The organism is Pseudomonas sp. GW821-FHT09H03, from assembly GCF_059415945.1.
In genome coordinates this window covers 184,377-206,237 of sequence record NZ_JBWKOF010000006.1, presented here as the reverse complement: position 1 = coordinate 206,237, position 21,861 = coordinate 184,377, and the positions used below count along the sequence as shown (strand labels likewise).

Annotated in this window: 13 protein-coding genes; 7 read left to right on the top strand and 6 right to left on the bottom strand. The window is 60.7% G+C overall.

Features of this window, described 5'->3' with window-relative positions:
* Positions 1–423: 423 nt before the first annotated feature.
* Complete coding sequence (gene rlmKL, locus AC07OG_RS10760; protein WP_060539807.1) at positions 424–2,694, top strand: bifunctional 23S rRNA (guanine(2069)-N(7))-methyltransferase RlmK/23S rRNA (guanine(2445)-N(2))-methyltransferase RlmL; 2,271 nt, start codon at positions 424–426, stop codon at positions 2,692–2,694.
* A gap of 142 nt (positions 2,695–2,836) precedes the next feature.
* On the opposite strand, the gene dacB is transcribed toward rlmKL, so the two are convergent.
* Positions 2,837–4,297, bottom strand: a complete 1,461-nt coding sequence (gene dacB / locus AC07OG_RS10755; RefSeq protein ID WP_495067000.1) for a D-alanyl-D-alanine carboxypeptidase/D-alanyl-D-alanine endopeptidase — start codon at positions 4,295–4,297, stop codon at positions 2,837–2,839.
* Between the two features lie 233 nt (positions 4,298–4,530).
* Between dacB and AC07OG_RS10750 the strand changes: the two genes are divergently transcribed.
* Complete coding sequence (locus AC07OG_RS10750; protein ID WP_007971486.1) at positions 4,531–4,875, top strand: YggL family protein; 345 nt, start codon at positions 4,531–4,533, stop codon at positions 4,873–4,875.
* 161 nt (positions 4,876–5,036) lie between these two features.
* Here the strand turns inward: AC07OG_RS10750 and AC07OG_RS10745 are convergent, their stop codons facing one another.
* Positions 5,037–6,230 carry a benzoate/H(+) symporter BenE family transporter gene (locus tag AC07OG_RS10745; protein ID WP_495066999.1) on the bottom strand — a complete coding sequence of 398 codons (1,194 nt, stop codon included), beginning with the start codon at positions 6,228–6,230 and terminating at the stop codon, positions 5,037–5,039.
* A gap of 255 nt (positions 6,231–6,485) precedes the next feature.
* On the opposite strand from AC07OG_RS10745, the gene AC07OG_RS10740 reads away from it, so the two are divergent.
* Positions 6,486–7,250 carry a GntR family transcriptional regulator gene (locus tag AC07OG_RS10740; protein ID WP_060539804.1) on the top strand — a complete coding sequence of 255 codons (765 nt, stop codon included), beginning with the start codon at positions 6,486–6,488 and terminating at the stop codon, positions 7,248–7,250.
* 182 nt (positions 7,251–7,432) lie between these two features.
* On the opposite strand, the gene guaD is transcribed toward AC07OG_RS10740, so the two are convergent.
* The 4 genes from guaD to xdhA form a co-directional block, all read right to left on the bottom strand.
* Positions 7,433–8,737, bottom strand: a complete 1,305-nt coding sequence (guaD, locus tag AC07OG_RS10735; RefSeq protein ID WP_060539803.1) for a guanine deaminase — start codon at positions 8,735–8,737, stop codon at positions 7,433–7,435.
* A gap of 23 nt (positions 8,738–8,760) precedes the next feature.
* Complete coding sequence (xdhC, locus tag AC07OG_RS10730) at positions 8,761–9,618, bottom strand: xanthine dehydrogenase accessory protein XdhC (protein WP_495066998.1); 858 nt, start codon at positions 9,616–9,618, stop codon at positions 8,761–8,763.
* Between the two features lie 146 nt (positions 9,619–9,764).
* Complete coding sequence (xdhB, locus tag AC07OG_RS10725; protein ID WP_495066997.1) at positions 9,765–12,164, bottom strand: xanthine dehydrogenase molybdopterin binding subunit; 2,400 nt, start codon at positions 12,162–12,164, stop codon at positions 9,765–9,767.
* A complete protein-coding gene (xdhA, locus tag AC07OG_RS10720) occupies positions 12,157–13,611 on the bottom strand; it encodes a xanthine dehydrogenase small subunit (RefSeq protein ID WP_495066996.1) in 1,455 nt (484 codons plus the stop codon). Before xdhA ends, xdhB begins: the two co-directional genes overlap by 8 nt.
* A 267-nt stretch (positions 13,612–13,878) precedes the next feature.
* On the opposite strand from xdhA, the gene AC07OG_RS10715 reads away from it, so the two are divergent.
* The 4 genes from AC07OG_RS10715 (at position 13,879) to ligA (ending at position 21,759) form a co-directional block, all read left to right on the top strand.
* Entirely contained in the window at positions 13,879–14,538 is a 660-nt protein-coding gene (locus tag AC07OG_RS10715) for a GntR family transcriptional regulator (protein ID WP_060539915.1), read from the top strand.
* A gap of 2 nt (positions 14,539–14,540) precedes the next feature.
* Entirely contained in the window at positions 14,541–18,029 is a 3,489-nt protein-coding gene (gene smc / locus AC07OG_RS10710) for a chromosome segregation protein SMC (protein ID WP_495066995.1), read from the top strand.
* A gap of 257 nt (positions 18,030–18,286) precedes the next feature.
* Entirely contained in the window at positions 18,287–19,141 is an 855-nt protein-coding gene (gene zipA / locus AC07OG_RS10705) for a cell division protein ZipA (RefSeq protein WP_060539798.1), read from the top strand.
* Positions 19,142–19,401: 260 nt separating this feature from the next.
* A complete protein-coding gene (gene ligA / locus AC07OG_RS10700) occupies positions 19,402–21,759 on the top strand; it encodes an NAD-dependent DNA ligase LigA (RefSeq protein ID WP_495066994.1) in 2,358 nt (785 codons plus the stop codon).
* Positions 21,760–21,861: the final 102 nt, after the last annotated feature.

Below are 21,861 nucleotides of genomic sequence, written 5' to 3'. Positions count from 1 at the left end.
GTGTTGGCGTCGTTGCGGCGCCAACCTGAGATGAGTTCTAACCAATGCGTCACATCGAGGGAATGATCGTTTTGTCATAAGGAAGTAACGATTAATGTGCTATGGCACTAAGCAACTCGATGTTTAACCCGTCGTTGTGAGCCAAACCCCGGTATGATCGGCCCCCTGCAAAAATGATGGGCTTAATCCTTAGTGAGAATGTCTCCCGTTGCCGAGGGCGATTATTCGACGAAGGGTCGAATTATGTCTTTTTGTGGCATCAACTTTTTTATCTGTCTTTGCATCTAAGCTCATTTAACCCGGGCAGCAAGGGTGGAACGGCACACCTTCGTGCCACGCGGGCGTTCTTCTAGAAAAGCGCCTGATACAAAACCGGACCGGCAATGCGTTGCCCGGTCACTCGCTAAAGGTTCTGGAATTCCCATGTCCGATCGTTTCGAACTCTTCCTCACTTGCCCCAAGGGCCTCGAAGGCCTGCTGATCGAGGAAGCCATCGGGCTTGGCCTTGAGGAAGCGCGTGAGCACACTTCTGCCGTGCGCGGCATGGCCACCATGGAAACCGCTTACCGCCTGTGCCTGTGGTCGCGCCTGGCGAACCGGGTGCTGCTGGTGCTCAAGCGTTTCCCGATGAAGGATGCAGAAGACCTCTATCACGGTGTGCTGGATATCGAGTGGCAAGACCACATGCTCAATGACGGCACCCTGGCCGTCGAATTCAGCGGCCATGGCTCGGGTATCGACAACACCCACTTCGGCGCATTGAAGGTCAAAGATGCGATCGTCGACAAACTGCGCACCCCGCAGGGCGATCGCCCGTCCATTGACAAGCTCAACCCGGACCTGCGCATTCACCTGCGTCTGGATCGCGGCGAGGCGATCCTTTCCCTCGATCTGTCCGGCCACAGCCTGCACCAGCGCGGTTATCGCCTGCAGCAGGGCGCGGCACCGCTGAAGGAAAACCTTGCGGCGGCGATCCTGATCCGTTCCGGCTGGCCACGCATCGCGGCCGAAGGCGGCGCCCTGGCCGATCCGATGTGTGGTGTCGGTACGTTCCTGGTGGAGGCGGCGATGATTGCCGCCGATATCGCGCCGAACCTGCGCCGCGAGCAATGGGGCTTCACCGCCTGGCTGGGCCACGTTCCAGCACTGTGGAAAAAACTCCATGAAGAAGCCTCCGAGCGTGCCGCTGCCGGCCTGGCCAAGCCACCGCTGTGGATTCGTGGCTACGAAGCCGACCCGCGCCTGATTCAGCCAGGGCGTAACAACGTCGAACGCGCCGGTCTGAGCGAGTGGATCAAGATCTACCAGGGCGAAGTGGCGACGTTCGAGCCGCGCCCGGACCAGAACCAGAAAGGCCTGGTGATCTGCAACCCTCCGTATGGCGAGCGTCTGGGTGATGAGGCGAGCCTGCTCTACCTCTACCAGAACCTTGGCGAACGCCTGCGTCAGGCCTGCCTGAACTGGGAGGCGGCGGTGTTCACCGGCGCACCGGATCTGGGCAAGCGCATGGGCATCCGCAGCCACAAACAGTATTCGTTCTGGAACGGCGCGTTGCCGTGTAAGCTGTTGCTGATCAAGGTGCTGCCGGATCAGTTCGTCACCGGCGAACGTCGTACACCGGAGCAGCGCCAGGTCGAGCGCGAGCAGGCGGCCTACGATCAGGCCCCAAGCGAGCCGCAAGAGCGCAAGTACAACAAAAACGGCAACCCGATCAAACCGACGCCAGCACCGGCACCGGTGATCGAGCAGCCACGCCTGAGCGAAGGCGGGCAGATGTTTGCCAACCGCCTGCAGAAGAACCTCAAGGCCATGGGCAAGTGGGTCAAGCGTGAAGGCATCGACTGCTATCGCGTCTACGATGCCGACATGCCGGAATACTCCATGGCCATCGACCTGTATCACGACTGGGTCCACGTTCAGGAATACGCCGCACCGAAATCCATCGATCCGGAAAAGGCCTCGGCGCGCATGTTCGATGCCCTGGCTGCAATTCCCCAGGCCTTGAACATCGACAAGAGCCGCGTGGTGGTCAAGCGCCGCGAGCGTCAGAGCGGCACCAAGCAGTACGAGCGTCAGGCGGCACAGGGCAAATTCGTCGAGGTCAACGAAGGTGGCATCAAGCTGCTGGTCAACCTCACCGATTACCTCGACACCGGCTTGTTCCTCGACCACAGGCCGATGCGCATGCGCATCCAGAAAGAAGCCGCGGGCAAACGCTTCCTCAACCTGTTCTGCTACACCGCGACCGCCAGCGTGCATGCCGCCAAGGGTGGCGCGCGCAGCACCACCAGTGTCGACCTGTCGAAAACCTATCTGGACTGGGCGCGGCGCAACCTGTCGCTGAACGGTTTCTCCGACAAGAACCGCCTGGAGCAGGGCGATGTGATGGCCTGGCTCGAAGCCAGCCGTGACGAGTACGAGCTGATCTTCATCGACCCGCCGACGTTTTCCAACTCCAAGCGTATGGAAGGTGTGTTTGACGTGCAACGCGACCAGGTGCAACTGATCGACCTGGCCATGGCCCGTCTGGCGCCCGGTGGAGTGCTGTATTTCTCCAACAACTTCCGCAAGTTCGAGCTGGAGCCGAACCTCAGCGAGCGCTATGCGGTGGAAGAAATCACTGCCAAGACCATCGACCCGGATTTTGCTCGTAACGCCAAGATCCATCGTGCCTGGAAAATCATGGCGCGTTAATCAGCTGAGTGCGGCCCTCTGACCCACTGTGGGAGCGAGCCTGCTCGCGATGAACTCAAGAACACCGCGGGGAACCAGATTCCCCGCGTTATCGTTAATGACCATCGCGAGCAGGCTCGCTCCTACAGTGGTTCGGGGGTGCTTATAGAGTCGAGGCGGTCTGTGCCAGCTTAGGCTGGCGATACAGGTCCAGCAGCACCTGATCGAGCACTGACGAAGCGCCAAACGGTGCCTTGTCGTTGAGGATCGCTACCACCGCCCAGGTATTGCCGTTGACGTCGCGGCTGAAGCCGGCGATCGCCCGCACGGTATTCAGGGTGCCGGTCTTGACGTGGGCTTCACCGCGCATCGCGGTGGTCTTCAGGCGTTTGCGCATGGTGCCGTCGGTGCCGGCAATCGGCATCGAGCTGATGTACTCGGCGGCATACGGGCTGTGCCAGGCGGCTTCGAGCATCGAGGCCATTTCGCGGGCGCTGACCCGTTCGGCACGGGACAGGCCGGAGCCGTTCTCCATCACCAGGTGCGGCGCGGTGATGCCTTTCTTTGCCAGCCACTGGCGCACGACACGCTGGGCCGCCTTGGCGTCATCGCCGTCGGCGTCGGTGCGGTAGCGTTGGCCAAGGCTCAGGAACAGCTGCTGGGCCATGGTGTTGTTACTGTATTTGTTGATGTCACGGATGATTTCCGCCAGGTCCGGGGAAAACGCACGGGCCAGCAACTTGGCGCTTTTAGGTGTTGGCGCCAGCACATCCTTGCCCTGGATGCTGCCACCCAGTTCCTTCCAGATCGCGCGCACGGCACCGGCGGTGTAAGTCGCGTGGTCGAGCAGCGACAGGTAGGTCTGCGAGCTGCAGCCTTCAGCCAGTTGGCCGCCGACCGTCACGGTCATGGTGCCATCGGCCTGGGGGACCGGGTTGTAACGCACGCCACCGGTGCATTGCTTGCCGTTGATGGCCTTGACCTGGTTGTCGATGCGGATGCTGGCAATCGGCGGTTCCACCGAGATCAGCACCTTGCCCGAGTCATTGCGTGCAACAAACCGCAGGGCCTTGAGGTTGACCAGCAAGGAGTCGGGTTTGACCAGGAACGGTTTGTTGTCGTCATTGCCGTCGTCGTTGAACTCCGGCAGTTGCGGCTGGACGAAGAAGGTTTTATCCAGCACCAGGTCACCGGTGATCTGCGTGACGCCATTGGCGCGCAGATCGCGCATCAGCAGCCAGAGCTTTTCCATGTTCAGCTTCGGGTCACCGCCACCCTTGAGGTAGAGGTTGCCGTTGAGAATGCCGCCGCTGAGGGTGCCGTCGGTGTAGAACTCGGTTTTCCACTGATGATTCGGGCCGAGCATTTCCAGGGCCGCGTAGGTGGTGACCAGTTTCATGGTCGATGCCGGGTTGACCGACACGTCGGCGTTGTACACGGTCGGGGTACCGGGGCCGGTGAGCGGGATCAACACCAGCGACAGGGCGTTGTCCTGCAGCTTGCTGGCCTTGAGGGCCTTTTCGACATTGGGTGTGAGGGCGGTGTTGATACTGGCGGCGCAAACGGGAAGGGCCAGGGGAAGAAGAAGACTGGCCAGGAACAAGGGACGCAAAGATTTGATCATCTGTAATAAAACCCTACAGCCAGGGGGAAAAAGACGAGGGCATGAAGATAAATTCCCTCAATGGTCATGAAAGTGTCGGCATTATGCCCCAAGGTGTCATGACTTGTGCCGTGCCTTGGCCCTCTAATCCGCTATTTTTTTACCGGCGGTAGCAGTCCCGGTCCAGAGAGTCGGGCAATCGGCCGCTTAAACTGCTAAAGTGCCGCCCGTTATTACTTAAGAGGATTGTTCCAATGGCGACTAACCGTTCCCAGCGTCTGCGCAAAAAATTGTGCGTCGATGAATTTCAAGAGCTGGGTTTCGAACTGAACCTGGATTTCAAAGAAGATTTGGCTGATGAAGCCATTGATGCTTTCCTCGACGCGTTCCTCAAAGAAGCCATGGAAGCCAACGGTCTGGGTTATGTTGGCGGCGACGACTACGGTCTGGTTTGCCTGCAGAAGCGTGGCTCGGTCAGCGCTGAACAGCGCGCTGCCGTTGAAGCCTGGCTCAAAGGCCGCACCGAGCTGACCAGCGTTGAAGTCAGCCCGCTGCTGGACGTCTGGTACCCGGAAAAGCCGATCAATCCGGTAGCTTGATGTTCTAAAAAAACGGCGACCCGAGGGTCGCCGTTTTTTTTGCTTTTTTTCTGTAGGAGCGAGCACGCTCACGATGGTCGTCAACGATAACGCTGGAAACCTGACACCCCCGCGGCGCTCTCAGGTTCATCGTCGGAACGCCGCCCGGAGCACGCTCGTTCCTACAGGGCCTTGCGCCAATTCAGAATCAACAACGTCAAAACCCCCGCCACAATCCCCCAGAATGCCGAACCGATGGAAAACAGCGTCAACCCCGATGCCGTGACCATGAAGGTAATCAGCGCTGCTTCGCGCTCCTTCACTTCGCTCATCGCAATGCTCAAACCGTTGATGATCGAACCGAACAGTGCCAGCGCGGCGATCGACAGCACCAGTTCCTTGGGCAATGCGGCAAACAACGCCGCCAGCGTTGCGCCGAACACCCCGGCGATCCCGTAGAAAATCCCGCACCAGACCGCAGCCGTGTAGCGTTTGTTGCGATCCTCGTGAGCGTGCGGTCCGGTGCAGATGGCCGCACTGATCGCCGCCAGGTTGATCCCGTGGGAGCCGAATGGCGCCAGTAACAATGAGGCGATACCGGTGCTGGTAATCAGTGGCGAGGCCGGCACGTTGTAGCCGTCGGCGCGCAGTACGGCGATGCCGGGCATGTTCTGCGAGGTCATGGCCACCACGAACAGCGGGATGCCGATGCTGATCGTTGCGGCCAGGGAGAAGTGTGGCGTGGTCCAGACAGGTGTGGCCACTTCCAGATGGAAACCGCTGAATTCCAGCAGCCCCATGAACCCTGACAATGCCGTGCCGATCAGCAGGGCGGCCAGTACGGCGTAGCGAGGCGACAGGCGTTTCACGACCAGGTAAGTGAAGAACATGCCCAACACCAGCGCGGTGCGATGCTGGGCAGCGACGAAAATCTCGCTGCCGATCTTGAACAGAATCCCCGCCAGCAGGGCCGCGGCCAACGAGGCCGGGATCTTCTTTACCAAGCGTTCGAAACTGCCGGTCAGCCCACAAATGATCACTAGCAGCGCACAGGTAATGTAGGCGCCGATGGCTTCGCCGTAGGTCACGCCGCCCAGACTGGTGATCAGCAGGGCCGCACCAGGCGTCGACCAGGCGATGGTGATGGGGGTGCGATAGCGCAGGGACAGGCCGATGGAGCACACCGCCATGCCGATGGAAATCGCCCAGATCCACGAGGAAATCTGCCCGCTGGTCAGGCCAGCCGCTTGCCCGGCCTGGAACATCAGCACCAGCGAACTGGTGTAGCCGGTCATCATGGCGATGAAACCGGCGACGATGGCCGAGGGCGATGTGTCGGCCAAGGGGCGCAATTGCGTGTGGGTGGCGTCGTTCATGACGGGGGTGTTCCTATGCAGGTGAAGATTTCCGCAGCGACACTGAACCTTGTGGGAGCGGATTGTGCGATAAAGCCTAAACTCAAAAGTAACCCGACGTTGCAATACAGCCGAGGTGACATTCAGCCGTACAGTCGTGTTGCCACCATTCATTGTGTACAATCGCGGTGTTATTTACGCGATACTTGCCAGCGACCCACTGTGCCGTATTACAGTCACCGTCAATTCGCCGCAGTTCTCCCGACTCGAGTGCCCATGAACGAACAGTTGCAGCCCCTAAAGAAACAACCGCGAGCAGGCAAAGCCGGTCGCAGCGGTACCCAGGACGATATTGTCTACGCACATATCTTCGAGGCCATCCTCGAACAGCGCCTGGCGCCCGGCACCAAGTTGAGCGAAGAAGCGCTGGGGGAGATTTTCGGGGTCAGTCGCACCATCATTCGTCGCGCGCTGTCGCGCCTGGCCCATGAAAGCGTGGTACTGCTGCGACCCAATCGCGGCGCCGTCGTCGCAAGCCCGAGTGTTGAAGAGGCGCGCCAGGTGTTTTTCTCCCGGCGTCTGGTGGAGCGTGCAATCACCGAGCTGGCTGTTTTGCACGCCACCGCCGAGCAGATCGCCGAGTTGCGGCAGATGGTCAACGACGAGCGCGACAGCTTCTCCCGTGGCGATCGTGGTGCCGGTATCCGTCTGTCGGGCGAGTTCCACCTGAAACTGGCCGAAGCGGCGAAAAACGCGCCGTTGATCAGCTTCCAGCGCAGCCTGGTGTCCCAGACTTCGTTGATCATCGCCCAATACGAAAGCGGTAACCGTTCCCACTGCTCTTATGACGAACACACCCAACTGATCGATGCGATTGAGGCCCGGGACGCTGAGCTGGCAGTGAGCCTGATGATGCATCACATGGATCACATCGACAGCAAACTCAACCTCGACGAAGAAAGCGCGTCGGATGATTTGCATGCGGTGTTTTCGCATTTGCTGCAGACCAAGAAGCCAGGGCGGTCGACCGCCAAGTTATAGGTGGGACCGAGTCGCGCCTTTCGCGAGCAAGCCCGCTCCCACATTGGTTCTATGTCGTGCACAAGTATTGTGTTCGGTGCAGCTCAATTGTGGGAGCGGGCTTGCTCGCGAAGACGGTCTGACAGGCAATAAAAATCCCCCGGGCTGAAAAGCGGCGGGGGATTTTTTATGCCCGAAAAACCTTAACGCTGATGCACCAGATTCCCCGCTGCATAGGTCTGCAGTACCGTCCGGTCATCCCCCAGGGTCATCAACACAAACAACGTCTCGGCAATGTTTTTGGCTTGCTGCAAGCGATACCCAAGCAGTGGCGTGGCGTTGTAGTCGAGCACCAGGAAATCTGCGTCGGTGCCCGGCAACAGGGTACCGATCTTGTCTTCCAGGCGCAGTGCCCGCGCACCGCCGAGGGTCGCCAGGTACAGGGACTTGAACGGGCTCAGGCGCGCACCTTGCAGCTGCATGACCTTGTAGGCTTCGTTCAACGTCTGCAGCAACGAGAAGCTGGTGCCGCCACCCACGTCGGTGCCCAGGCCGACATTGACTTTGTGCTTCTCGGCCATCGGCAGGTTGAACAGGCCGCTGCCGAGGAAAAAGTTCGAAGTCGGGCAGAACGAGATCGCCGAGCCGGTTTCGGCCAATCGCGCGCATTCGGCGTCGCACAGATGCACGCCATGGGCGAACACCGAGCGTTCACCGAGCAACTGGTAGTGATCGTAGACGTCCAGGTAGCCCTTGCGCTCCGGAAACAGCTCCTTGACCCACTCGATTTCCTTGAGGTTTTCGCTGATGTGGGTCTGCATGTACAGATCCGGGTATTCAGTCAGCAACTGGCCAGCCAGGGTCAACTGTTCCGGCGTGCTGGTGGGCGCGAAGCGCGGGGTGACCGCGTAGTGCAGGCGGCCCTTGCCGTGCCAGCGCTCGATCAGCGTTTTGCTTTCGAGGTAGCTGGATTCGGCGGTGTCGGTCAGGTAGTCCGGGGCGTTGCGGTCCATCATCACCTTGCCGGCGATCATCCGCAGGTCGAGCTGCTCGGCGGCTTCGAAGAACGAGTTCACCGATTGCGGATGCACGCTGCCGAAGACTAGCGCGGTGGTGGTGCCGTTGCGCAACAGTTCCTTGATGAAAATATCCGCGACCTGGTCGGCATGGGCCTTGTCGGCGAACTGGCTTTCGCAGGGGAAGGTGTAGGTGTTCAGCCAGTCCAGCAGTTGCTCGCCGTAGGCGCCGACCATGCCGGTTTGCGGCAGGTGAATGTGGGTGTCGATGAAGCCCGGAGTGATCAGCGCATCCTGGTAATGGGTGATCTCGATGTCCGCCGGCAGGGTCGGCAGCAGTTCGCTGGCGTGGCCCAGGGCGCTGATCTGGCCGTTGTCGACCACCAGCAAGCCGTCTTCAAAGTATTCGTAGGAGGCTTCGATGCCAACTTCGGCAGGGTCGGCGATGCTGTGCAGGATGGCGGCACGGTAGGCTTTGCGAGTCAGAGGCATGGTCATTCTCTAATATGAGGCAATCAGTTCGACGCTTTCAGGTTGGCGGCCTGGCTGCGGCGTGACACGGGCAACAGTTTGGCAATCGGTTCGGCGCTGGCGCTGTGCTGGCCGAAACTGGCGTTATAGGTGGCGATGATTTCGCCGGCGATGGAGATGGCGATTTCCACGGGCAACTTGCCTTTGACTTCGCCGATACCCATCGGGCAGCGCATGCGTTGCACGACGCTGCTGTCGAAGCCGCGGTCGCGCAGGCGATGTTCGAACTTCACCCGCTTGGTCTTCGAGCCGATCAGGCCGAAGTAGGCGAAGTCGTTGCGCTTGAGGATGGCGGCAGTGAGTTCAAGGTCCAGCTGGTGGTTGTGGGTCATGACGATGCAGTAGCTGCCGGCGGGCAGGTCGTCGATTTCGTCTACCGGTTCTTCGCTGACGATCTTGCGCACGCCATGGGGAATCTGCTCGGGGAATTGGTCTTCACGCGAGTCGATCCAGCGCACCCGGCAGGGCAGGCTGGCCAGCAATGGCACCAATGCGCGACCGACATGGCCGGCGCCGAACACGGCAATTTGCGCCTGGACCTGGCCCATCGGTTCGAACAGCAGCACGGTGGCGCCGCCGCAGCACTGGCCCAGGCTGGCACCGAGGCTGAAGCGCTCCAGGTGGGTGTCCTGTTTGCCGCTGGCGAGCATGTCGCGGGCGATCTGCATGGCCTTGTATTCCAGGTGCCCGCCACCGATGGTGTCGAAGGCCTGGCGGGCGCTGATGACCATCTTCGAACCGGCATTGCGCGGCGTCGAGCCGAGCTCTTCGATGATGGTCACCAACACGCAGGGTTCACCGCGATTTTGCAGGTCGGCGAGGGCGTCGATCCAGTTGTACATGTTTCACCTCAACATCTCTGTTGTTTGTACCGGCCTCTTCGCGAGCAAGCCCGCTCCCACATTTTGATCTCTGTCGTTCACAAAATTTGTGCCCACTGGAGATCCATTGTGGGAGCGGGCTTGCTCGCGAAGGCCGCACTTCGGTCTCAGAGCGAAGCCAACTCCGGCTCAGCTTCCGCCGCCTTCGCCACCTTCAACTGGCGCATCTGCTCGCAGCCCCACAACACCCGCTCCGGCGTCGCCGGCGCGTCGATCTTCGGTTGATGCTTGTAGTCACCCAAACTCGCCACGGCATCCTTGATCGCACACCAGGCGGCGATGCCAAGCATGAACGGCGGCTCACCCACAGCCTTGGAATGAAACACCGTGTCTTCCGGATTCTTGCGGTTTTCCACCAGCTTGACCCGCATGTCCAGCGGCATGTCCGCGACCGCTGGGATCTTGTAGCTGGCCGGGCCGTTGGTCATCAGCTTGCCCTTATTGTTCCAGACCAGCTCTTCCATGGTCAGCCAGCCCATGCCCTGGATGAAACCACCCTCGACCTGGCCGATGTCGATGGCCGGGTTCAGCGAGGCGCCGACGTCGTGGAGGATGTCGGTGCGCAGCATCTTGTATTCGCCGGTCAGGGTGTCGACCAGCACTTCGCAGCACGCCGCGCCAAAGGCGAAGTAGTAGAACGGACGACCACGGGCCTGGCTGCGGTCGTAGTAGATTTTCGGGGTCTTGTAGAACCCTGTGCTCGACAGCGACACTTGGGCGAAATACGCCTGCTGGATCAGTGCCTCGAAGGTCAGGATGTGATCGCGGACCCGCACGTGACCGTTGTGGAATTCCACGTCTTCTTCGCTGACCTTGTATTGCCGCGCTGCGAATTCGACCAGACGTTTCTTGATGGTTTCAGCAGCGTTCTGCGCCGCCTTGCCGTTCAGGTCGGCACCGCTGGAAGCGGCAGTCGGCGAGGTGTTTGGCACCTTGTCGGTATTGGTCGCGGTGATCTGCACCCGATCCATTTCCACCTGGAACACTTGCGCCACGACTTGCGCGACCTTGGTGTTCAGGCCCTGGCCCATTTCGGTACCACCGTGGTTCAGGTGGATGCTGCCGTCGGTGTAGACGTGCACCAGGGCGCCGGCCTGGTTGAGGAAGCTGGCGGTGAAGGAAATACCGAACTTCACCGGGGTCAGCGCCAGGCCTTTTTTCAGGATCGGGCTGTTGGCGTTGTAGCGACGGATCGCTTCGCGACGCTCGGCGTACTGGCTGCTTTCTTCCAGTTCAGCGGTCATCTCTTCGAGCATGTTGTGCTCGACGGTCTGATAGTAGTGGGTGACGTTGCGCTCGGTCTTGCCGTAGTAGTTGGCCTTGCGCACGGCAAGTGGATCGAGGGCCAGATGGCGGGCGATGGCGTCCATCACTTCTTCGATGGCAACCATGCCTTGCGGGCCGCCGAAACCACGGTAAGCGGTGTTGGATGCGGTGTTGGTCTTGCAGCGGTGACCGTTGATGGTCGCGTCACCGAGGTAGTAGGAGTTGTCGGAATGGAACATCGCCCGGTCGACAATCGACGCCGACAGGTCTGGCGAACAACCACAGTTGCCCGCCAGCTCCAGGTTGATGCCATGCAGGCGCCCGGTGCTGTCGAAGCCCACGTCATACTCGACGTAAAACGGATGGCGCTTGCCGGTCATCAGCATGTCTTCGACCCGTGGCAAACGCATCTTGGTCGGTTGGCCGGTCAGGTGTGCAATCACGGCGCACAGGCAGGCCGGGCTTGCCGCCTGGGTTTCCTTGCCGCCGAAACCACCGCCCATGCGGCGCATGTCGACGACGATCTTGTTCATCGACACGTCCAGCACTTCGGCCACCAGTTTCTGCACTTCGGTGGGGTTCTGGGTTGAGCAGTAGACGATCATGCCGCCGTCTTCGGTGGGCATCACCGAAGAGATCTGGGTTTCCAGGTAGAAGTGTTCCTGACCACCAATGTGCAGCGTGCCCTGGATGCGGTGCGCTGCGGTAGAAAGCGCGGTGGCCGAATCGCCACGCTGATGGGTATGGCTGTCGAGCACGAAATGACGTTTGCGCAGGGCTTCGACCACGTCCAGCACCGGCTCCAGGTCTTCGTACTCAATGATCGCGGCCATCGCCGCCTTGCGTGCGGTTTCCAGGTCCCTGGCGGCGACGGCAAGTACCGGCTGACCGACAAATTGCACGGTGTCGATCGCCAGCAACGGATCGCCCGGCAGCAATGGGCCGATGTCTTTCAGGCCGGGTACGTCTTCGTGGGTGATGGCAATGCGCACGCCTTCGAAGGCGTAGCACGGCTGGGTATCGATGCTGATGATCCGGGCGTGGGCGCGATCGGACATGCGCGCGTAAACGTGCAGCTGATTGGGAAATTCCAGCCGGTCGTCGATGTACTGCGCTTCACCGGACACGTGCTTGGCGGCGCTGTCGTGCTTGACGCTGCGGCCGACACCAGTGGTCAGGTCCTTGGCGAACAGCTCGGCCAGTTCGGCCTGGGTCTTCTCTACGGCGTGATGATTAGACATAAGCGGTCACCCGGGTCTCGATGTGCGGTGTTTGCAGTTCGATGAAGTATTTGCGCAACAGGTTTTGCGCGCTGAGCAGGCGATATTCCTTGCTGGCGCGGAAGTCCGAGAGTGGTGTGAAGTCTTCGGCAAGGGCCGCGCAGGCGCGTTCCACCGTTGCGTTATTGAATGGTGAACCGAGCAACGCGGTTTCGCAGGCGGCGGCGCGTTTAGGGATGGCTGCCATACCGCCGAACGCTACGCGGGCTTCGGCGACCACACCGTTTTCCAGGCGGATGTTGAAGGCGGCACAGACCGCCGAGATGTCATCGTCCAGACGCTTGGAGACTTTGTAGGCTCGGAACAGTTTTTCAGCGCTGGCACGCGGCACGATGATCTTCTCGATGAACTCGCTTTCCTGACGCGCAGTGACGCGGTAATCGATGAAGTAGTCTTCCAGCGCCAGGGTGCGGCGGGTGTCGCCTTTGCACAGCACAATCTGCGCGCCCAGCGCGATCAGCAGCGGTGGCGAGTCACCAATAGGCGAGGCGTTGCCGATGTTGCCGCCCAGGGTGCCCTGATTGCGGATCTGCAGGGACGCGAAGCGTTGCAGCAGTTCACCGAAATCCGGGTACTCGGCCTTCAAGGCCTCGTAGCAATCGGAGAGGGCGGTGGCAGCGCCGATTTCCAGGCGGTCGTCGAAGCGGTCGATGCGCTTCATCTCGGCGACGTTGCCGACGTAGATCATCACCGGCAGGGTGCGGTGGAACTGGGTGACTTCCAGTGCCAGATCGGTACCGCCGGCCAGCAGACGGGCTTGTGGATAGGCGTCGTAGAGGTCGGCCAGATCGGCCACGGTCAGCGGCACCAGGCAGCGCTTGTCACCACTGTTGAGCTCACCGATATCGGTCGGGGCGATGGCTTTGAGGCGGGCAATGGTTTCGGTTTCGCGGGCGTCGAACTGGTCCGGCTGTTTGCCGCAGCAGGACTGCTCGGCGGCCTCCAGGATCGGCCGGTAGCCGGTGCAGCGACAGAGGTTGCCGGCCAGGGCTTCGTGGGCTTTGTGCTGATCCGGTGCATCGCTGTTCTTTTGCAGGGCAAACAGCGACATCACGAAGCCGGGGGTGCAGAAGCCGCATTGCGAACCATGGCATTCCACCATGGCCTTCTGCACGCTGTGCAATTGGCCTTGGTGCTTGAGGTCTTCGACGCTGATCAGTTGTTTGCCGTGCAGGGAGGAGACAAACGTCAGGCACGAGTTGAGGCTGCGATAGCGGATGTGCTCACGGCCGTCGTCATCCGTCTGCAACTCACCGACTACCACTGTGCAGGCACCGCAGTCACCGCTGGCGCAGCCTTCTTTGGTACCGGGTTTGCCCACATGGTCGCGCAGATAATTGAGCACGGTCAGGTTCGGGTCCAGGGCGTGCTCGCTACGGAGTTCCTGGTTTAGTAAAAACTGGATCACGGATGGCCTCGCAGACTCATTATTGTTGTTAACCGATAGAACCGAATTTAGCAGGTCTGACTTTCCGGTCAATGATTATCTGACCTTAAGGTCAGGAAATATCGTTTTAGCGGTTAACAACCTGTTTGTTCAGTATTGACCCTGGTTCATCTGCCTGCTTTTTTGCTTGAATCGTGCCAAAAACCACCCGACGGGCACTCCGCCATGGCCTGGCAATTGCGCTACACTGCGCCGCTTGTGCAGATCGAAGAGTTTGAAGGGACAACCATGACGTTCAAGGCGCCGGACAGCCTCGCCGAGCAAATTGCTCACCACCTCGCCGAGCGCATCATTCGTGGCGAAATGAAGCCCGGGGAGCGCATCCAGGAACAGAAGGTCACGCTGGCGCTCAATGTCAGTCGCGGTTCGGTCCGCGAGGCGTTGCTGATCCTCGAGCGACGCCACCTGATCGCCATCCTGCCGCGGCGCGGCGCCCATGTGACCGAGCTCAGTGCGCACAAGGTACAGAGCCTGTGCACGCTGATGAGCGAGATGTACATTTTGCTCGCCAACGCCGTGGCCAGTGGCTGGAAAGCCCAGGCGGACCTGGCGCCCTTCGTGCAGATTCAGCAGCACCTCACGGCCAGCTACGAACGCCAGGACATCCATGCCTTCGTCGATGACAGTTTCAGTGTGATGCGCGCCACGTACTCCTTCGCCAATAACCCGTATCTGCAGGAAACCGTGGAAAATCTGCAACCGGCCATGAGCCGTGCGTATTTTCTCGCCCTGGATCAGCGCAAGGCGTCGATGAGCGAATTCCTCGATCTGTTCGATCGCTTGCTCGCCGCCGTGATCGCCCGTGACGTTGCGCAGATTCGCGAAGTGTTGACGGCTTACACCCAGCGCAGCTGCGATTTGGTGATCTGCGCGCTGACGGACGCCTGAGCGTGCGGCTAAAGTGCATCAAGCTGGCGGGGTTCAAGTCCTTCGTCGACCCGACCACGGTGAACTTCCCCAGTAACATGGCGGCGGTGGTCGGACCCAATGGTTGCGGCAAGTCGAACATCATCGACGCCGTGCGCTGGGTGATGGGCGAAAGCTCGGCCAAAAACCTGCGCGGCGAGTCGATGACAGACGTCATCTTCAACGGCTCGACCAGCCGCAAGCCGGTGAGCCAGGCGAGCATCGAACTGGTGTTCGACAACTCCGACGGCACCTTGCTCGGTGAGTACGCCGCCTACGCGGAAATTTCCATCCGCCGCAAAGTGACCCGCGACAGCCAGACCACCTATTACCTCAACGGCACCAAATGCCGGCGTCGCGACATCACCGACATTTTCCTCGGCACTGGCCTGGGCCCGCGCAGCTACTCGATCATCGAGCAGGGGATGATCTCCAAGCTGATCGAGTCCAAGCCTGAAGATCTGCGCAACTTTATCGAAGAAGCCGCAGGCATCTCCAAGTACAAGGAGCGCCGGCGCGAGACGGAAAACCGCATCCGCCGCACCCACGAAAACCTTGAGCGCCTGACCGATTTGCGCGAAGAGCTTGCGCGTCAGCTCGAACGCTTGCATCGCCAGGCGGAGGCCGCCAAGAAGTATCAGGAATTCAAGGGCGAGGAGCGACAGCTCAAAGCCCAGCTGTCAGCCCTGCGCTGGCAGGCGCTGAACGATCAGGTCGGCCAGCGCGAAGCGATCATCGGCAACCAGGAGGTTTCCTTCGAAGCCCTGGTGGCCGAACAGCGCAATGCCGATGCGAGCATCGAACGCTTGCGCGACGGCCACCACGACCTCTCCGAACGCTTCAATCTGGTGCAGGGGCGCTTCTATTCGGTTGGCGGCGACATCGCCCGGGTCGAGCAGAGTATCCAGCATGGTCAGCAACGCCTGCGCCAGTTGCAGGATGATCTGAAAGAGGCCGAGCGTGCCCGCCTGGAAACCGAATCCCACTTGGGCCACGACCGCACGCTGTTGCTGACCCTGGGCGAAGAGCTGGACATGCTCACGCCCGAGCAGGAAGTCACCAGTGCCGCCGCCGAAGAGGCCGCCGCCGCGCTGGAAGAATCCGAAACCACCATGCATGGCTGGCAGGAGCAGTGGGACACCTTCAACCTCACCGCCGCCGAACCCCGGCGTCAGGCCGAAGTGCAGCAGTCGCGGATCCAGCAGCTGGAAACCAGCCTGGAGCGCCTGGCCGATCGTCAGAAACGTCTGGGCGAGGAACGCGCCTTGCTGTCGGCCGACCCGGAAGACGCGGCGATCATGGAGCTCAGCGAGCAGCTTGCTGAATCCGAAGCGACGCTCGAGGATTTGCAGACCAGCGAAGAAGCGCAGGTCGAAAAGCTAGAGCAATTACGACAGGAACTGCAGCAGGCGCTGTCGGCGCAACAGCAGGCCCAAGGCGATTTGCAGCGACTCAACGGTCGCCTGGCGTCCCTTGAAGCCCTGCAGCAAGCCGCGCTCGATCCTGGTACCGGCACCGCCGAATGGCTGCGCGAGCAGAACCTGGCGAATCGTCCGCGCCTGGCCGAAGGCCTGAAGGTTGAGGCGGGCTGGGAGCTGGCGGTGGAAACCGTGCTCGGCGCCGACCTGCAAGCGGTGCTGGTGGATGATTTCAACGATTTCGATCTGTCCGGGTTTACCCAGGGCGATCTGCGCTTGCTGAGTCCCGCCGGCGATGGCGTGCGGGTGCCGGGCAGCCTGCTCGACAAGGTCGAGGCGCAGATTGATCTGTCGCCCTGGCTGGGGCAGGTCAAGCCAGTCGACAGTCTGGAGCAGGCCCTGGCCTTGCGCGCTCAACTGGCCGCGGGCCAGAGCCTGATCAGTCGCGACGGTTACTGGGTCGGTCGACACTTCCTGCGTGTGCGCCGGGCCAGCGAAGCGGAAAGCGGCGTGCTGGCCCGTGGTCAGGAAATCCAGCAACTGAGCCTTGAGCGCGAAGAGCGTGAGGCCGCAGTGGAAACACTGGAAGCCCAACTGCAAAACCTGCGGGCGCAACAGCGTCAACAGGAAAACGGTCGCGAGCATTTGCGCCGCCTGCTTCAGGACGAGGCGCGTCAGCAGGGCGAACTCAAGGCGCAGTTGTCCGCCGGCAAAGCCAAGGCCGAGCAGTTGACCCTGCGCCGCACCCGCCTCGACGACGAGCTCATCGAGCTGGACGAGCAGCGCGCCCTGGAGCACGAAAACATCGGCGAGGCCCGCCTGCAATTGCAGGAAGCCCTCGACAGCATGGCCCTGGACACCGAGCAGCGCGAGTTGCTGCTGGCCCAGCGCGATAGCTTGCGCGAGCGCCTTGACCGGGTGCGTCAGGAGGCGCGCCAGCACAAGGATCACGCTCATCAACTGGCCGTGCGCCTGGGCTCGCTCAAGGCCCAGCACGACTCGACGCGCCAGGCGCTCGAGCGACTGGAAATGCAGTCCGAACGCCTGACCGAAAAGCGCGAGCAATTGAGCCTGAATCTGGAGGAGGGCGAGGCGCCGCTGGAAGAGCTGCGCCTGAAACTCGAAGAATTGCTCGACAAGCGCATGAGCGTCGACGAAGAGCTCAAGACCGCACAGATCGCTCTCGAAGACGCCGACCGCGAATTGCGCGACGCCGAGAAACGCCGCAACCAGGCCGAGCAGCAATCGCAGCTGATCCGCGGCCAGCTCGAGCAGCAGCGCATGGAATGGCAGGCCCTGACCGTGCGCCGCAAGACTTTGCAGGATCAATTGCTGGAAGACGGTTACGACCTGCATGGCGTGCTCGCCACGCTGACGCCTGAGGCCAGCGAGAAAGACGCCGAAGAAGAGCTTGAGCGCATTGCCGCGCGGATTCAGCGCCTGGGCGCGATCAACCTCGCGGCCATCGACGAATACCAGCAACAATCGGAGCGTAAACGTTATCTGGATGCCCAGGACGCCGATCTGGTCGAAGCCCTCGAGACGCTCGAGAACGTGATTCGCAAGATCGACAAGGAAACCCGCAACCGCTTCAAGGATACCTTTGATCAGATCAACGGCGGTTTACAGGCGCTTTTCCCAAAAGTTTTCGGTGGAGGACGCGCGTATTTGGAACTGACGGGCGAAGATCTACTCGATACAGGGGTGACAATCATGGCGCAACCGCCCGGGAAGAAGAACAGCACCATCCATTTGCTCTCCGGTGGCGAAAAAGCCCTGACCGCATTGGCCCTGGTTTTTGCGATCTTCAAGTTGAACCCGGCGCCGTTCTGCATGCTCGATGAAGTTGACGCACCACTGGATGACGCTAACGTTGGACGCTACGCAAGGCTGGTCAAAGAAATGTCGCAGACGGTGCAATTCATCTACATCACCCACAACAAGATCGCCATGGAAATGGCCGATCAACTGATGGGGGTGACGATGCATGAACCCGGTTGTTCGCGTCTGGTGGCGGTAGATGTCGAGGAGGCGATGGCGATGGTGGACGCCTGAACCGCAGGTTGAAGGACGGGAATTGCGGTCTATCGGACTTTTTTACTGGCTTTGACTTGCTGGCAATTCGACATATTCGCGCAAGCCAAGGTGGTAGACGGTGTAAAGTTGCCTTTGGTCGTGCTAGTTTAATGTCAATTTTTCGTATACGTGGGCAAAACGCCTGTCAGAACATAGAGTTGGCGCCACGTTTTAAAGCGGTTTACAGGTTGTAAACCCCTTATTTTTCAGCATTTTTTATAGAGGCACGGGATTACATGGAAATCGGTCTGCGCGAGTGGCTGATCGTCATCGGCATCATTGTCATTGCCGGTATTCTTTTCGATGGCTGGCGCCGCATGCGCGGTGGCAAGGGAAAACTGAAATTCCGCCTGGATCGAAATCTGTCCAACCTGCCCGACGAGGACACCAGCGCCGAGCTGTTGGGCCCGCCGCGCGTGCTGGATACGCATAAAGAGCCGCAGCTCGACGAGCAGGATCTGCCGTCGGTGAGCATGCCGGCCCGTGAACCTCGCGAGTCGGGTTCCAAGCGTGGCAAGCGTGGGCATGGCGAGCCTTCCCAGGGCGACATGAACCTCAGCCTGGACCTGGACGGCGGCCCGAGCTTCAGCAGCCGTGACGACGATTTCCCGGATGACACCAAGGTGGGTGGTTCGGCCAGCGAAAAAGACCAGGCGCAAGCCGAAGAAGTGCTGGTGATCAGTGTGATCTGCCGTGACGCCGCCGGCTTCAAGGGCCCGGCATTGTTGCAGAACATTCTGGAAAGCGGTCTGCGCTTTGGCGAAATGGACATCTTCCATCGCCACGAAAGCATGGCAGGTAACGGCGAAGTGCTGTTCTCCATGGCCAACGCGGTCAAGCCTGGCGTATTCGATCTGGACGACATCGACCACTTCAGCACGCCGGCGGTGAGCTTCTTCCTCGGTCTGCCTGGCCCGCGTCATCCCAAGCAAGCCTTCGATGTGATGGTGGCAGCGGCGCGCAAACTGTCCCAGGAGCTGAACGGCGAACTGAAGGACGACCAGCGCAGCGTACTGACCGCCCAGACGATCGAGCATTACCGTCAGCGCATCGTCGAGTTCGAACGCCGCGCCTTGACCCAGAAGCGTTGATTCAAAAGCCGGAGCGGGCTCCTGTGGCGAGGGGGCTTGTCGGACCGCCGCACCGCCCCGTTGGGCTGCGAAGCGGCCCTAAAACCACACCCTGTTGTGCCAGATAGAACACGATCACAGGATTTGCGACTGCTGCGCAGCCCAACGGGGCGGTGCGGCGGTCCGATAAGCCCCCTCACCACATAGTGCAAGCCTTCAGGCTATCGTGATTAGAAAATTGAGCAGCCTCGGCTGCTCTTTTGCTTTAAGAGAGAACACCCATGACCGCCGCGAAAAACCGCATTCTAGAATTGCGAGCTGAGCTGGATCAGCACAACTATCGCTACCACGTCCTCGACGAACCGAGCATCCCGGACGCCGAGTACGATCGCTTGTTCCATGAGCTCAAAGCCCTTGAAGCGGCCAATCCGGAGCTGGTCACCAGCGATTCGCCGACCCAGCGAGTGGGCAGTGCGGCGTTGTCGGCGTTCACCCAGGTGCGTCACGAAGTACCGATGCTCAGCCTTGGCAACGCCTTCGAAGAAACCGACATGCGCGAGTTCGATCGCCGGGTGACCGAAGGTCTGGATCTGCCGGCCGGTGATCTGTTCGGTGGCGGCGCTGCGGTGGAGTACAGCTGCGAACCGAAGCTCGACGGCCTGGCGGTCAGCCTGTTGTATCAGGATGGCGTGCTGGTACGCGGCGCGACACGTGGCGACGGCACCACGGGTGAAGACATCAGCGTCAACGTGCGCACCGTACGCAATATCCCGCTCAAGCTGCAGGGCACCGGCTGGCCGGCGACCCTTGAAGTGCGCGGTGAAGTATTCATGTCCAAGTCTGGTTTCGAGCGGCTCAACGCCACGCAACTGGAAGTCGGCGGCAAGACTTTCGCCAACCCGCGCAACGCGGCGGCGGGGAGCTTGCGCCAGCTGGATTCGAAGATCACCGCCAACCGCCCGCTGGAATTCTGCTGCTATGGCATCGGCCAGGTATCCGCGGATATCGCCGATACGCACATCGGTAATCTGCAGCAGCTGAAAGACTGGGGCATGCCCATCAGCCATGAACTGAAGCTGGCGCACGGCATCGGCGAGTGCCTGGACTACTACCGCGATATCGGCGAACGCCGCAACGCATTGCCCTATGAAATCGATGGCGTGGTGTTCAAGGTCAACAGCATTGCCTCGCAGCGTGAGTTGGGTTTTCGTGCCCGCGAACCGCGTTGGGCCATCGCGCATAAATTCCCGGCCATGGAAGAACTCACCGAGCTGCTCGATGTGGAATTCCAGGTCGGCCGCACCGGCGCTGTCACGCCAGTGGCGCGTCTGAAACCGGTCAAGGTCGCGGGCGTCACCGTGGCCAACGCCACGCTGCACAACATGGATGAAGTGGCGCGCCTGGGTCTGATGATCGGCGACACGGTGATCATCCGCCGCGCCGGCGACGTGATCCCGCAAGTGGTGCAAGTGGTCACCGAGCGCCGCCCGGAGAATGCGCGACCGGTGCAGATTCCTGAGCAGTGCCCGGTGTGCGGCTCCCATGTCGAACGCACGCAACTGGTCAAGCGCAGCAAAGGCCGCGAGACCGTCAGCGAAGGTGCGGTGTACCGCTGTGTCGGTCGGCTGGCCTGTGGTGCGCAACTCAAGCAGGCAATCATTCACTTCGTGTCCCGCCGTGCCATGGACATCGAAGGCCTGGGCGACAAGAGCGTCGAGCAGCTCGTGGATGAAGGTCTGGTGAGTTCGCCCGCTGATCTGTATGCCCTGAAGTTCGACGACATTGTCGACCTGGAGGGTTTCGCCGAGGTATCGAGCAACAAGCTGCTGGGCGCCATTGAAGACAGCAAGAAGCCAGGCCTGGCTCGATTCATCTACGCCCTCGGGATTCCCGATGTCGGCGAAGAGACGGCCAAGGTCCTGGCGCGCTCGTTGGGCTCGCTGGAGCGAGTGCAGCAAGCCTTGCCTCAAGTGCTGACGTACTTGCCGGATGTCGGTCTGGAAGTTGCTCACGAGATCCACAGCTTCTTCGAGGATGCCCACAACCAGCAAGTGATCGCCGACCTGCTCAAACATGGTTTGCAGATTCAGGATCAGGGCGAGCTGGGCGCCGAGTTCGCCGCCAGCACCACCCTGGGTGGTTTTCTCGACAAGTTGCACATTCCCTCGGTAGGGCCGGGCGGGGCACAGAAACTGGCCGACAGGTTCGGCTCCCTGCAAGGGGTAATCGACGCGGACTGGCTGGACATGCGCCAGGCGCTGCCGGAGAAGCAGGCCAAATCGGTTCGAGAGTTCTTTGCAGTCGAAGAGAATCGCCGATTGGCGCAGGCCGCCGAGCAGCAGCTGGCCGCTTTCGGCATGCACTGGCAAAGCGAAAAGAAAGTCGTCGAAGGTTTACCGCTGGCCGGGCAGACCTGGGTCCTGACCGGCTCGCTGGAGTTGATGAGCCGCGATGTCGCCAAGGACAAACTCGAAAGCCTGGGAGCCAAGGTCGCAGGCTCGGTGTCGGCCAAGACTCACTGCGTGGTTGCCGGTCCCGGTGCCGGGTCGAAGCTGACCAAGGCCAATGAACTGGGATTGAAAGTGCTGGACGAAGAAGCGTTTGTCGGTTTTCTGCAGACCCACGGCATTTCTGTGTAATTGATCGTTCCCACGCTCTGCGTCACTGCGGGCGCGGGGCGTCCGAGGCAGTATTCCCACAAAAAAGCGTGGGAACGATCCGCTCACCGCAATGATCTAGTC

Coding starts and splice junctions, on each gene's coding strand:
- zipA (WP_060539798.1), top strand. CDS start 18,287: ATGGAAATCGGTCTGCGCGAGTGGCTGATCGTCATCGGCATCATTGTC.
- xdhC (WP_495066998.1), bottom strand. CDS start 9,618: ATGTACAACTGGATCGACGCCCTCGCCGACCTGCAAAATCGCGGTGAA.
- AC07OG_RS10750 (WP_007971486.1), top strand. CDS start 4,531: ATGGCGACTAACCGTTCCCAGCGTCTGCGCAAAAAATTGTGCGTCGAT.
- AC07OG_RS10745 (WP_495066999.1), bottom strand. CDS start 6,230: ATGAACGACGCCACCCACACGCAATTGCGCCCCTTGGCCGACACATCG.
- guaD (WP_060539803.1), bottom strand. CDS start 8,737: ATGCCTCTGACTCGCAAAGCCTACCGTGCCGCCATCCTGCACAGCATC.
- ligA (WP_495066994.1), top strand. CDS start 19,402: ATGACCGCCGCGAAAAACCGCATTCTAGAATTGCGAGCTGAGCTGGAT.
- dacB (WP_495067000.1), bottom strand. CDS start 4,297: ATGATCAAATCTTTGCGTCCCTTGTTCCTGGCCAGTCTTCTTCTTCCC.
- AC07OG_RS10715 (WP_060539915.1), top strand. CDS start 13,879: ATGACGTTCAAGGCGCCGGACAGCCTCGCCGAGCAAATTGCTCACCAC.
- rlmKL (WP_060539807.1), top strand. CDS start 424: ATGTCCGATCGTTTCGAACTCTTCCTCACTTGCCCCAAGGGCCTCGAA.
- xdhB (WP_495066997.1), bottom strand. CDS start 12,164: ATGTCTAATCATCACGCCGTAGAGAAGACCCAGGCCGAACTGGCCGAG.
- AC07OG_RS10740 (WP_060539804.1), top strand. CDS start 6,486: ATGAACGAACAGTTGCAGCCCCTAAAGAAACAACCGCGAGCAGGCAAA.